Genomic DNA, 13,261 nt, shown 5'->3' on the forward strand with positions numbered 1-13,261 from the left:
CCGCCGTCACCGGCCTGGGGAGCCCCGCAGCATGATCGTGCGGGACACCACGAACGTCACCGGGATCGCCGCCCCCGACGCGAGCAGCGGGGCGAACCGGCTGCCCGCGTGCAGGACGTCCACGATCACATACACACCCGCCGTGGTGAGCAGGAAATTCGTGGCATTGGTCAGCGGAAACAGAAGGAATTTACGCAGGGTCGGACGGGTGCGATAGGTGAAGCGCGCGTTGAGGAAAAAGGAACCCGTCATGCTCAGGGAGAATGCAAGAACATGCGCGCCGAGATAGGGAAGCCAATGGAGGAACAAGAGGTAAAGGCCGTAGTAGGTCAGGGTGTTGACCACACCGACCAGGGCGAAGGTGATGATCTGTCCTGATATGCGGCGCTCCGGCACCGGCCGGACCTCGGGGGGTGTCTTGGTACGCGTAGCCGTCCCCATCAGCGAATGAGGTCCTTCGTCGTACCGCACGCCGCGTGCCCCTCCGTCCGCTCCACCTGCGCCGCCTCCTCCACGTTGGTCGCCTTCACCAGGAAGTGCGGGCGCCCCTTCACCTCGTAGTAGATCCGCCCGGTGTACTCCCCGATCACCCCGAGCATGATCATCTGTACGCCGGCGAGGGCGGTGACGGCCATGACGATGGTGACATAGCCCGGTGTCTCCACGCCGTTGACGAGCGCGGCGCCCACGATCCACGCCGTGTAAAGCCCCGCGCACACCAGCAGGCACAGGCCCAGGTACAGGGCGGCGCGCAGCGGCCGGTTGTTGAAGGAGAGGAGCCCGTCGAGCCCGTAGTTGAGCAGCGACCGGAAGCTCCAGGAGCTGCGGCCGTGCTCCCGCACCGCGTTCTCGTAGGTGAAGGTCGTGCCCGGGAAGCCGACCCAGGCGAAGAGCCCCTTGGAGAAGCGGTTGTACTCGGTGAGGTCCAGGACCGCGTCCACCACCCGGCGCGACAGCAGCCGGAAGTCCCCCACGCCGTCGACGAGTTCCACGTCCACGAGCCGGTTGACCAGCCGGTAGTACACCCGGGCGGTGGCGGTGCGCAGCAGGCCGTCGCCGGTCCGGGTACGGCGGGCGATGACCTGGTCGTAGCCCTGTTCCCGCAGGGCGACCATACGGCGGATCAGTTCCGGCGGGTGCTGCAGATCGGCGTCCATGACGATCACGGAGTCGCCGGCGGCGTGCCGCAGTCCCGCGAGCAGCGCCGCCTCCTTGCCGAAGTTGCGGCTGAACGAGACGTACCGGACCCGTGAGTCCAGCTCCGCCAGCTGCTTCAGCACGGCGAGCGTGCGGTCCCGGCTGCCGTCGTCGACGTACACGAACTCCATGTCGTGGCCGAGCGGCAGCAGTTCCTCCGCGACCTTCTGGATCTCCTCGTGGAAGCGCGCGACGACGGCTTCCTCGTTGTAGCAGGGTGCGACGATCGAGATGAGCATGGTTCTCCCCCAGGGGTGCGGTTCGGTTCAGAGACCGGTGGTCACTCGCTCGCGTGCGGTCGGGCCGTCGGGCGCGGGTCCGCCGGCCGGGGGCACGGGTTCGGGTTCGGCCCGTTCCCGGCGACGGCGGACCAGGCCGGTCGCCCCGATCAGGAGCACGGCGGTGAGCGAGACGGCCCCGACCGCCGTGCCCAGCCGCAGCCCCGGTGGATGGAAGGTGCAGGTCACGCTGCTCGCGGAGCCGTAGAGCGGTACGGCGATCAGGCCGTGGTAGTCCTTCGCGGGTACGGCGGGCGCGTTGTCGGCGGCACAGCGCCAGCCGGAGATCCGGGGCGCCGCGATCACGGCGATCCCTGTGCTGTGGGCGGGCAGTTCGGCCTTGATCGTGCCGTCCTCCACGCTCACCTTCGTGGCACCGGTGGCCTTCAGCCCGTCCACGGCGGTGCGCAGCCGGGCGGTGTCCAGGCAGCCGACCGCCCCGTCCGGCACGAGACTCGTCTTGTCGGGCGACAGCTCGATCCGGAACCGGCCGGAGTCCCCGACCGTGCCCAGCCACTGCATCGGAGCGATCTTCGTCACCGGCTGATCGGACCGGAACCGCCCGGTCGGCTCCCCACCCGAGGCCGAACCGGTACCCGTACCGGAATCGGCGCCGTCGGCGAGCCGCGCGGTGCCCGAGAGATGCGGCGCCCACAGATACAGCTCGGACCCCGCCGGGCAACTGCCCGTGATCGTGGGCTTGTCCGGCGCGCTGATGTAGGGCAGCGGGCCCACCCGCACCCCCGGCCGCCCGTCGTCGCTGGGGGACGGCGGCTTCCCCGCCGCGGTGCGCACGGTGAGCGGGGGCACGGTGTACACCCGCGTGCCCAGCAGCATTTCCTGGTTGCGGTACGGCGACGGCCCGAAGGCGGAGAGGTCCGTGGCGCCCTCGGCCCGGTCGGCGTGCGGCCGTACCGTCACCAGCGGCGGCACGTCCCGCCGGGTCACGGTCACCCCGCTGCCGTCCTGCGCGAACCAGTTCTGGTGCGGGTCCGGCGGCGAGTGCACCCGGGCGCCGACGGAGAAGATGACGTCCGTGACGGCGTTGTCCAGGCTCTGCACATTGCGGCCGCGCGAGGTCCAGCCGCCCCCGAGCGCGGTCATCGTCCGGCTGAGCACGTCGGAGGTGAGACTGCTGTAGTACTGGGCGCCCTGCCCGCCCACCACCAGCGGGTCGTTGCCCACGGTCTGCTCCCGGCCGGGGTCGGTCCGGTACCGGGGCCAGCCGTCCGCCTCGGCGATCGCCGCCGACTGGTCCCGCTGCCGCGCGCCCCAGGGCGCGTAGTCGTCCATGTGCCCGAGCCGCAGGCGGGTGTCGGCGGCGGCGGTGACGGCGGCCTCGCCGAACTGCGTGCACACCAGCAGCGCCACGGCGAGGACCGCGAGGGGCCTGCCGTCCCGCCGCCGCCTCCCGAGCAGGAGCAGTCCGCCCAGCGCACCGGCGGCGGCGAGCAGGGCGAGCGGCAGCGTGAAGGCGCGCGTGGTCAGCTCACGGCCGCTCGCGACGACGATCACCAGCGCCAGCAGTGCACCCGCCGCGCCCAGCGCACGCGGGTCGGGAACGCCGTACGACAGGGTGTGCCAGGCGGCGATCACCAGCAGGGCGCAGAGCGCGAAGGCCTGGCGGTACGGGCTGCCCTGCGGGGTGGCGAAGGCGTGCCAGAGCAGATGCGTCGGCCCCCACTGCATCGACAGGGCCACGGCCACCACCAGCAGCGTCCACCCGGTGCGCACCCGGGCCGGGGCCGCCCTGTGGAAGGGCAGGGCGAGCACCAGCAGCAGAGCCGTGGTGCCCACGAACACGGCCGGTGTCCCGTAGCTGTACGTCCCCGGCAGCAGCCGGGCCAGCAGGTCCTCGGCGGGGACGGGGGCGAACTGCCGCACCCGGCCCGGATAGGCGTGCCGGGTGCCGAAGTAGACGACCGCCACCAGCGGCGCGGCCAGGCCCATGCCGAGGACCGTGATCAGGGCGGCACGGCCCGCCGCCGCGAGCCGCTGCCGGCGCGAGAGGTCGCCGAGCCACAGCCGGAGCAGCAGCACCAGGGCGGCGGCGAGGGTGGCCATGTACGCGGTGTAGAAGTTGGCGGTCCAGGCGAGCGCCACGATCAGCACGCCGAGGAGCGGGCGCCGCCCCCGCCGGGCCCATTCGCCGACCAGGCAGAGCAGCGGCAGGAAGACCAGACCGTCGAGCCACATCGGGTTGTAGACCCCGCTCGCCAGGGTCCAGCCGCACAGCGCGTACGACGAGCCGAGCAGCCCCGCCGCCCACCAGCGCCCCGGCCGCAGGGCGAGCAGCAGCCAGGCCATGGCGGCGGCGGCCGACGCGATCTTCAGCAGGGTGACGGCGTACACCGCGAGGTCGATCTCGTCCCTCGGGAACACCGCCACGAGCGGGGCGAACGGGCTGCTGAGGTACGTGCCCAGGTCGGGCAGGAAACTGGCGCCGAACCCCGACTGCCAGTTGACGAGCAGCCCGCCGTCGGCCCTGCCGTGCAGCAGGTCCCACAGATGGGCGTGGAACGGCACGTACTGGTTGCCGAGGTCGTTGACGCTCCGGGTGCGCGGCCCGAACGGATGGCTGCGGGCCACCACATCGCCGGCGCAGAGCACGGCGACGGTGAGCACGGCGGCGAACAGCGCGGCTTTTCCCTGCGGCCGGAGTCGAGCCACGGTACGGGTTTTCGCTTTCACACCCGGTCCCTGTCCGCTCGGCGCACCGAGTTCCGTTGAACTACCCACTTCATTTTCCGACGGCCCCCATTTCGGTTCGCCGGATTAGAGGTCCGTGGCTCGTTGAAGGTTGTGCCGTCGGGGAAAAGTGAAAGCGATAATTCCGAATACCGTCGCGGTGGGGAAATGGGGAATTGCTTTCGAGCGTACGAGAGTTGTCCCTCGGATGGTCAGAAGGTGAACTCCGCCGTGAGGCTCCACAGCGCCGCCACCTGGGGCCGTCGCAGATCCACCCGGCGTACGCACAGTCCGATCGGGAGCGGCTCGGGCCCGGTGCCGGCGGAGATCGCCGTGAGCCGGTCGCGTACGGCGCTGTGGTCGAGCACCAGCCGGGGGACCACGCCGGTGCCGCAGCCCAGCGCGACGAGCGTCAACAGCGCCTCGTGGCCCTCCGGTTCGGCCGCCAGATCGGGTGGGGTCCCCCGTGAGCGGAACCAGCGGTCGGCGGCATCGCGGACCGGGCCGCGGTGGGGCAGCACGAAGGGGCCGCCGAGACCGGGGTCCGGGCGGTCGTGCGCGGTGACGAACACCAGGTCGGTCGTCGCCACCGTCCGGCTCACCAGCGGCTCCGGCAGCCGCGCCGGGAGGCCCGCGACCGCCACGTCCACCTCACCCTCGTCCAGCCGGGCCAGCGCCGCCGCCGCGTCCCCCGTGCGCAGATCGAGCCGGACCTGCGGATGGGCCGCACGAAAGGACGCCAACAGGTCGGGCAGCAGCGCCTGGCACGCGGTCCGTCGCGAACACGGCCAGCCGCCCCGTGAGTTCGGCCGGGTCCGGATGCTCCTCGCGGTACGCGCGCCACAACTCCAGCGCCCGCACGGCGTATTCACGAAAGCGATGCCCCTCGGCCGTCAGCGACACGCCCCTCGGCCCCCGGTCGAAGAGCCGGTGCCCGAGGTCGGCCTCCGGCCACCAGTGGATATCGCCGTGGGCTGACGCCGGGCGCGTACGGGGGTGGGGGTGCGGCGTTCGTCGGCGGCTGCGGGTGCGTCGTGGTTGCTCGCGCAGTTCCCCGCGCCCCTAAAAGACCAGGCCCCGCGGCCCTGTAAGGCAACCGGCGGCGGGCCTGAAAGCATGGGGCGCAGCCCCTGCTTTTCAGGGGCGCGGGGAACTGCGCGAGAAGCCCCACCGGGCCCGCACCCGGCGACGCACCGCGCCCTCGCCGGGGTGCGCCGCATCGGTGTCGTCGGCTGGGGGCCGCAGGGCCGGGCCCAGGCCCGCAACCTGCGCGACTCCCTCGCCGGCACCGGCATCACCGTGGCCGTCGGACTGCGGCCCGGCTCCGCCTCGGCCGCCGACGCCCGCGCCCACGGCTTCACCGAGGCGGACGGCACCCTCGGCGACTGGCTCGCCGTCACCGCCGCCAGCGACCTCGTGATCCTGCTGATCGCGGACGCGGCCCTCGCCGCCCACCACCGCGAGCTGTTCGCCGCCCTGAAGCCCGGCGCCACCCTCGGCCTCTCCCACGGCTTCCTCCTCGGCCACCTCCGCGAGACCGGCGGCGACTTCCCGCCCGGCCACGGCGTCATCGCGGTCTGCCCGAAGGGGATGGGCGACTCGGTCCGCCGCCTGTACGAACAGGGCGTCGCGATCAACGGCGCGGGCATCAACAGCAGTTACGCCGTCCACGCCGACCCCGACGGCAACGCGACCGACCGCGCCCTCGCCTGGTCCGTCGCCCTCGGCTCCCCGTACACCTTCCGCACCACCCTGGAGAGCGAGTACCTCTCCGACATCGTCGGCGAACGCGCCGTCCTGCTCGGCGCCGTCCACGGCATCGTCGAGAGCCTCTACACCCGCTACCGGCTCGCGGGCGACGACGAGGTCACCGCGTACGAGCGCTCCTGCGGGAACATCACCGGCCCGATCGCCCGGACCATCTCCCGCGCCGGGCTCCGCGCGGTCCGCGAGAACCTCGACCCGACCAGCCGGGACGTCTTCGACCGCGCCTTCACGGCCACGTACGGGCCCGCCCGGGAGATCGTCGCGGAGATCTACGACGAGGTCGCCGACGGCACGGAACTGCGCAGCGTGATCCTCGCCGAACGCCGCCTCGGGGCGCGGCCGATGAGCACGATCGGCGGCTCCCCGATGTGGTCCGTGAGCGACCGGGTCCATGCCCGTCGGGGCGAACGCGCCCGGTCCGAGGGCCCCGTGGACCGGGTGGACCCGTTTACCGCCGGTGTCTTCATCGCCACCATGACCGCCCAGATCGACGAGTTCGCCGAACGCGGCCACCCCTGGTCGGAGATCGTCAACGAGTCCGTCATCGAGGCGGTCGACTCCCTGCTGCCCTATATGCACGCCCGGGACGTCGCCCACATGGTCGACAACTGCTCCCGCACGGCCCGCCTAGGCGCCCGGCGCTGGGGTCCCCGCTTCCAGGCCGCCTACGAGCAGATCGCCTACCCGTCCGCCGAACGCCCCGCCGACCAGGCCCTGTTGACCTCCTTCGCCACCCACCCCGTCCACGAGGCCCTGGCTGCGGCGGCGAAGCTCCGGCCGCCGGTGGATGTCGCCGTGGGCTGACGCCGGGCGCGTACGGGGGTGGGGGTGTGGCGTTCGTCGGCGGGTGCGGGTGCGGGTGCGGGTGCGTCGTGGTGGCTCGCGCAGTTCCCCGCGCCCCTGAAAAGCAGGGGCTGCGCCCCATACTTTTCAGACCCGCCGTCGGTCGCCTTCCAGGGCCGCGGACGCCTGGTCTTTCAGGGGCGCGGGGAACTGCGCGACCAGCCCCCACCCACCCGCACCCGGCGACGCACCGCACCCACCCCACCACGAATGGTCACCGCCCGATCAGCCTGCGACGGCCGACCGGGCGGGAGCATGTTCGGGCCTGCGCCCACGCGTCGCGGTGGCCCTGCGCCCGGCGTCGTACGGCGAGATCTTCGGCACCGCCGCCGAGGACGCCGTCAGCGTGAACCACACGACCTTCCCCGACTCGCCGTGCGGCCGCACACCCCAGCTCTCACTCACCGCGGCGACCATCGCGAGACCGCGACCACACGTGGCGAAAAGCTCCGCGTCCTGGACGACCGGGAGGCGGGGGTCGTTGTCGTGCACCGAGACCGTCAGCCGCCCGAGGAGCAACTCCATCTCCACGGTGCACATCTTGTCCGGCTCGGCGTGCCGGTGGACGTTGGACAGCAGCTCGGTCACCCCGAGTGCGGCCCGCTCTATCAAGGGATCCATGTGCCAGTAGCGCAATTGCGCAGATACGATTCTGCGGACCTGGCCGATCCGCGACGGCAGGGCTTGGAGCTCCACCGTGCAGTGCCTGCTTTGCTGGCTGATCACGGCTGCGACTCCCCGAAGTTGAGTCCGGAAGAAGATCGGAGTACGGATCCAGCGAGGTGGCTGGGCGAAAAACGCCGCCTGCTGTGGTGCGGCCGCCTGTGACTGCCGCCTGGTGACGGAAGCCGGGGCTGCCGCCTGCTCGTGGGGTGGCTGCGTACAACCGCCGCCCGCTGACGTGGCCGGCGGGCTGGTTCGCAGCGTTATCGCCGGTAAACCCAGAGTGAGGTGAGACCAGAGTGACGCAGGGGGTCCGGTCCCGCAACTCGCGGTGCGTCAGCCGCGCCCAGCCGCCCTGCGCACCGCCTCTATGAACCGGCGCGCCGAGGGCGGACCGGGCTTGCCCGGAGCGGGGTCGTGCTCGTTCAGTGTGAGCGTGTAGCGGGTGCCGTTGACATCGGCCAACGCCCGGTCGTCGTTGGCGAACCAGGGCCGCGAGGCGCGCACCGCCTGCACCGGGGCGCTGTCGATCTCGCTGCCGTAACTCGTCAGCAACTGCAGCCGCCCGTCCTCGATCCGGACCTGGCCCGCCCGGGTCAGCTGCCGCAGCCTCTTCCCGATCCGCACGCCCGTGGCCGTGAACTCCGGCTCGGCCATGTACCCCGCCCCCTAGTGCGCCTCGACTGTCCTGTGTCGTGATCCGTGTCCGGCGGACCGTGATCCAGTGTGCCCGAGGCCGCCTCCCCTGAGTGGCCCCGGCGTCGACCCGGCCCGTGCGGTGAAGTCTGCACGTCCCCCGCGTCGAGCACCAGTGCGCACGGTGGACCGGGGGCGGGGTTCCGGCGCACGCGCGGCATGCGCCCCCCATGCGCCCCGCGCATCCTTGCCACAGGAGTGCCTTTGAGGGGCTCAAAGTGATGTTTATGCAGGTGAGAAGCGTGCGGAAGCTGTTTATGATCGGATGGTCCGACGCCGCGATCCGCCGTCGGCGCGATGCGTGAGGAGCACGCTGTGAGCACCCCCCACCCCACCCGCCCGGGCGCCACCCTCGACGTCGATCACAGCGACACCGAGTACCGCGGCTGGCTCAAGGAAGCCGTCCGCAAGGTCCAGGCCGACGCCAACCGCTCCGCCGACACCCATCTGCTGCGCTTCCCGCTGCCGGAGCGCTGGGGCATCGACCTGTATCTCAAGGACGAGTCGACGCACCCCACCGGCAGCCTCAAGCACCGCCTCGCCCGCTCCCTCTTCCTCTACGGCCTGTGCAACGGCTGGATCCGGCCGGGCCGCCCCGTCATCGAGGCCTCCAGCGGCTCGACAGCCGTCTCCGAGGCGTACTTCGCCCATCTGATCGGCGTTCCCTTCATCGCCGTCATGCCCCGCACGACCAGCGCCGAGAAGATCCGTCTGATCGAGTTCCACGGCGGCCGCTGCCACTTCGTGGACGACTCACGGAAGATGTACGAGGAGTCCGCCCGTCTCGCGGGGGAGACCGGCGGCCACTACATGGACCAGTTCACCTACGCCGAGCGGGCCACGGACTGGCGGGGCAACAACAACATCGCCGAATCCGTCTTCCGCCAGCTTCAGCTGGAGCGCTTCCCCGAGCCCGCCTGGATCGTCGCCACCGCCGGCACCGGCGGCACCTCCGCGACCATCGCCCGCTACGTCCACTACATGCAGTACGACACCCGCATCTGTGTCGCCGACCCCGAGAACTCCTGTTTCTTCGAGGGCTGGACCACCGGCGACCCCCATGTCACCTGCGACTGCGGCTCCCGGATCGAGGGCATCGGCCGCCCCCGCATGGAGCCCAGCTTCGTCCCCGGCGCCGTCGACCGCATGATGAAGGTCCCCGACGCGGCCAGCGTCGCCGCCGTACGCGCCCTGGAGAACGCCATCGGCCGCAAGGCCGGCGGCTCCACCGGCACCGGTCTCTGGAGCGCCCTCAAGATCACCGCCGAGATGGTCGCGGAGGGCCGCAGGGGCAGCGTCGTCACCCTCCTCTGCGACCCGGGCGACCGCTACCTCGACAAGTACTACTCGGACGAGTGGCTGAGAGAACAGGCCCTGGACATCGCCCCGTTCACGACGGCCATCGAGTACCTCCTGCAAACAGGCGTGTGGGCAGCGCCCCGATAGGGGCGCGGGGAACTGCGCGACCAGCCACGAACAACCCGAAGCCGCAAGCCGTCCCCGCTCACAACGGCGCTCAGTCGTCCACGTCGTCGTCGAAGTCCTCCCCGGCCACCACCAGCCGCCGCAGATGCTCGGCGATCTCGGCCCGCGCCTGCGCGGCCAACCCCGCATCGGTCACCAACGTGTCCACCTGCTCCAGCGCGGCGAACGAACTGAGCCCCACCGTCCCCCACTTGGTGTGGTCCGCCACCACGACGACCCGCCGGGCCGACTGCACGAGCCGCCGGTTCGTCTCGGCCTCCGCCAGATTCGGCGTCGACAGCCCCGCCTCGACCGATATCCCGTGGACCCCGAGGAACAGCACATCGAAGTGGAGCGCCGCGATCGCCTGATCGGCCACCGGTCCCACCAACGAGTCGGACGGTGTGCGCACCCCGCCCGTGAGCACCACGGTCGCCGCTCCCTGCCGGGGGCCGGTCGTGCGCTGGGCGGCGTGGAAGACGTCCGCGACCCGCACCGAGTTGGTGACCACGGTCAGATCCGGCACGTCCACGAGCCGGTGCGCCAGCGCGTAGGTCGTCGTACCGCCGGACAACGCGATCGCCGAGCCCGGAGCGACCAGCTCCGCGGCGGCCCGCGCGATGTCCTCCTTGGCGCTCAGCTCCAGCCCGGACTTCGCCTCGAAGCCCGGCTCGTGCGTGCTCGCCTCGGCCACCGGCACCGCGCCGCCGTGCACCTTCTCCACCGCGCCCTGGCGGGCGAGGGCGTCCAGATCCCGGCGCACCGTCATGTCCGACACGCCGAGCCTGCGGGTCAGCTCGTTGACCCGGACCCCGCCCCGCCGCCGTACCTCGTCGAGGATCAGGGCCCGGCGCTGCTCCGCGAGGAGGTTCTGGTTCTCACTCACGCCCGCTCCGGTCCTCTCGCCCCATCACACCCGACACGCCTTCCCTACCCCCTCCGACGAGGACATTCCCCCGTCCCCGGTCCCGAGGACGTCCCATATTCGCACGCCCCACCACGGGTGACGCCACTACTTGCCCAGCCACGTGCACGTCACGCTCCGTTCCTCGCGCCCGCCACTATCACACGGATCGGGGAGATTCGGTGATCACAGGTGTACGAGGCCCGCTCAGCGGCGATCATCAGTGCCTGCACATCACACCTGACTTGCGGCGCATCACGGGGGAAGCGGAACAGTGGATCGTGCGAGGGAACATACGACACATACGGAACCCAGGGAACATCCGCGGCCCGTCGAGGCGGAAGATCAGCCGGAATCCGACCGGTCCACCCCGGACGGCACCGCCCTGGAACTCCTCGTCCACGGCGTCGGCGGCACCACCCCCGAACGCATGCTGGACGACCCCCGTACGGTCCGGATCACCGGTGACGACACGGCCGCCGTCTTCCGGCGCATCGACGACGCCGACGCGGAGAAACGTCCCGCCGACCACCGTGGCAAGCCCGTCCCCGAGGCCTATGTGTGGTGCAACCTCACGTCCGGGAACGGCTCCCGTGCCCTGTGGCTGTTGCTGCTGCCGTTCATGGTCGTCAACCTCGCCCACTGGATGCGCCCCAGCGCCCGCGACCGCCGACGGACCGTACGCCTCTACGGCCTCCTCGTCCGGCTGGCCGGGCTGACCCTGACCGTGCTGCTCGTCGCGGCGGTCTGTGAAGTGGCCCTCGATCTGACCGCCTGGCAGTGCGCGGGCGCACGCGCGTGCGCGGAGGCGCACACCTGGCTCGGGTTCCTCTCCCCGGCCGTCTCCGACGACGGCTGGTGGAGCCAGCCCGGCCGCCGCCTCGCCCTGGCGGCCCTGGTGCCCACCGCGCTGACCGGTCTCCTGTGGTACCTCTCCCACCGCACCTGGAGCGAGTACGAGTCCCAGCGCCCCATGGACCGCGACGACGACCGCCCCGACGACCGGACAGCGCGCCGTGTCGCCCCCGACGTCGAGGACACGGCACGTGTCGCCCTCGGCCGGCCCGGCTTCTGGTACGGGCGCCGGCTCGTCGCCAGGCTGCGGGCCGCCCACGCGGCGGCCGGTCTCCTGACCGTGGCGGCGGGCGTCGGCACCTCCGCGGCCCGTCAGGACCGCCGCGCCGGCGGCCCCGCCCTGCTGGAGATCCTCGGCTGGCTGCTGAACGGCGCCCTCGTCCTGCTCGCCGTCGTCGTGGTGTGGGTGGTGTGCCGCCGGGGCCGCAGCGAGCGGCGCCTCGACAAGCACCTGGACGAGCGTCTGGTGCGTCTGCTGCCCGCCTGTGCGATCGCCGTGCTCGTCCTGGCCGTGGTGTACGCCGGGTGGTCACGCCCCGGCTGGCGGTCGGCGGGGCGGCTGCCGGGTGACATGACCTTCGGGGGGATCACCCTGGTGCAGAGCCTGCTGGTCATCGCGCTCGGCGTGGTCGCCCACACGCTGTACCGCTCCCGCCCCGATTCGCGCACCGCCATGTACGGTCTGGCCGGCCCCGCCGTCGCGATGCTCGCCTGCGCCCTGGGCGGGGTGATGTCCGCCGGGGTCGCCCAACGCGTCGCCGACTGGCTGGGCGGCACCACCGACGCCCTGCCCGGCCCACCCGTCCTCCTCACCTGGCAGGCCTCCGTCATCCCACCCCTCCTCCTGGTCGTCCTCGCCCTCCTCTGCTGGCTCGCCCGCCGCACCTGGGTCCTGCGACGAGCGGAGACCGCGGCGGTGGAACAGGAGTACGACGTGACGGAGGAACGGCCGAAGGGGAGGGGACCGGTCCAGGCACCGCCGGTTCAGGTGCCCCCGGGTGAGGAGCGGGAGTCCCAGGACGCCGGCCGGACCCGTCGTATCGCCCGCACCCGGGCCATGGCCGCGCTCACCGACCGGGCGCCCCGGATCGTCGGCATCCTCTCCACCGTGACCCTGCTGCTCGGCGCCGGGGCCCTGACCGGCGCTCTCGTGACCCGCGAGACTCCGGCGGGGGCGGCGCACGGCTCGGCCGACTTCGTCGAGGGCGCCGCCCAGACCGCCCAGGCGCTGGGGTCCTGGCTGATCGGCGTGGGCTTCCTGCTGTTCGTCACCTGGGGGCGCCGCGCGTACAAGGACGCCTCCGCGCGCCGCACGATCGGCATCCTCTGGGACGTGGGCACGTTCTGGCCCCGCGCCGCACATCCGTTCGCACCGCCCTGCTACGCCGAGCGGGCCGTGCCCGACCTGACCTGGCGGATGGCCACCTGGACCCGCACCACGGGCGGCCGACTGGTGATCTCCGGGCACTCCCAGGGCAGCGTCCTCGCGGCGGCCGCCGCCTGGCAACTGACCCCGTCCGTGCGCAGGCGGGTCGCGCTGCTCACCTACGGCTCGCCGCTGGAGCGCCTCTACGGCCGCTGGTTCCCGGCCCACTTCGGCCCCGAGCCGCTCGCCTCGCTGCACCGAGAGGTCGACTGCTGGCGCAATCTGTACCGTCTCACCGACCCCATCGGCGGCCCCGTGCGGCTGACGAGCCGGCACGGGCCGCGGGTCGACGCCGAGCCCTTCATGGACCCGCTCGCCTACGGCCGTACCGGCGCCCACCCGCTGCCGGCCCCGATCCTCGGCCACTCCGACTACCAGGCGGACCCGGCGTTCGCCCAAGAACGCCAGGAACTGCTCGCCCGCCTCGGCCCAGAACTGCCGAAGCCCCGGCAGTCCTAGGCCACGGCCCGCCCGGCTCCC

8 protein-coding genes and 2 pseudogenes are annotated in these 13,261 nt (G+C 72.2%); 3 read left to right on the top strand and 7 right to left on the bottom strand.

The annotated features are described in order from the left end of the window. Nucleotides 1–6: 6 nt before the first annotated feature. The 4 genes and pseudogenes from ACZ7MG_RS02420 to ACZ7MG_RS02435 all read right to left on the bottom strand — a co-directional run. Nucleotides 7–396 (bottom strand): GtrA family protein, encoded by a 390-nt coding sequence (locus ACZ7MG_RS02420; RefSeq protein ID WP_471386454.1) that lies wholly within the window; start codon nt 394–396, stop codon nt 7–9. Between the two features lie 44 nt (nt 397–440). After that, entirely contained in the window at nt 441–1,436 is a 996-nt protein-coding gene (locus tag ACZ7MG_RS02425; RefSeq protein ID WP_471385756.1) for a glycosyltransferase family 2 protein, read from the bottom strand. A 27-nt stretch (nt 1,437–1,463) separates the two neighbouring features. After that, on the bottom strand, nt 1,464–4,145 hold the full coding sequence (locus tag ACZ7MG_RS02430; protein ID WP_471385754.1) for a YfhO family protein: 2,682 nt from the start codon (nt 4,143–4,145) through the stop codon (nt 1,464–1,466). Nucleotides 4,146–4,375: 230 nt separating this feature from the next. Further along, nucleotides 4,376–5,111: pseudogene (locus tag ACZ7MG_RS02435) on the bottom strand (LysR substrate-binding domain-containing protein); the annotation flags it as partial. Nucleotides 5,112–5,360: 249 nt separating this feature from the next. On the opposite strand from ACZ7MG_RS02435, the pseudogene ACZ7MG_RS02440 reads away from it, so the two are divergent. Further along, nucleotides 5,361–6,734, top strand: a pseudogene (locus ACZ7MG_RS02440) (ketol-acid reductoisomerase); the annotation flags it as partial. A gap of 264 nt (nt 6,735–6,998) precedes the next feature. On the opposite strand, the gene ACZ7MG_RS02445 reads toward ACZ7MG_RS02440, so the two are convergent. Together ACZ7MG_RS02445 and ACZ7MG_RS02450 are read right to left on the bottom strand one after the other, a co-directional pair. Then, nucleotides 6,999–7,499, bottom strand: coding sequence for an ATP-binding protein (locus ACZ7MG_RS02445; RefSeq protein WP_471385752.1), 501 nt, complete (start codon nt 7,497–7,499; stop codon nt 6,999–7,001). A gap of 273 nt (nt 7,500–7,772) precedes the next feature. Beyond that, entirely contained in the window at nt 7,773–8,093 is a 321-nt protein-coding gene (locus ACZ7MG_RS02450; protein WP_471385750.1) for a hypothetical protein, read from the bottom strand. A gap of 354 nt (nt 8,094–8,447) precedes the next feature. Here ACZ7MG_RS02450 and cds1 point away from each other — a divergent pair, with 354 nt between their 5' ends. Beyond that, entirely contained in the window at nt 8,448–9,578 is a 1,131-nt protein-coding gene (gene cds1, locus ACZ7MG_RS02455; RefSeq protein WP_471385748.1) for an L-cysteine desulfhydrase Cds1, read from the top strand. Between the two features lie 70 nt (nt 9,579–9,648). On the opposite strand, the gene ACZ7MG_RS02460 is transcribed toward cds1, so the two are convergent. Further along, nucleotides 9,649–10,482 carry a DeoR/GlpR family DNA-binding transcription regulator gene (locus ACZ7MG_RS02460; protein ID WP_471385746.1) on the bottom strand — a complete coding sequence of 278 codons (834 nt, stop codon included), beginning with the start codon at nt 10,480–10,482 and terminating at the stop codon, nt 9,649–9,651. A 292-nt stretch (nt 10,483–10,774) separates the two neighbouring features. On the opposite strand from ACZ7MG_RS02460, the gene ACZ7MG_RS02465 reads away from it, so the two are divergent. Beyond that, nucleotides 10,775–13,240, top strand: coding sequence for a hypothetical protein (locus ACZ7MG_RS02465; protein WP_471385744.1), 2,466 nt, complete (start codon nt 10,775–10,777; stop codon nt 13,238–13,240). Nucleotides 13,241–13,261 lie beyond the last annotated feature (21 nt).

The organism is Streptomyces sp. NPDC107538 (genome assembly GCF_055657445.1).

Coding starts and splice junctions, on each gene's coding strand:
- ACZ7MG_RS02450 (WP_471385750.1), bottom strand. CDS start 8,093: ATGGCCGAGCCGGAGTTCACGGCCACGGGCGTGCGGATCGGGAAGAGG.
- ACZ7MG_RS02425 (WP_471385756.1), bottom strand. CDS start 1,436: ATGCTCATCTCGATCGTCGCACCCTGCTACAACGAGGAAGCCGTCGTC.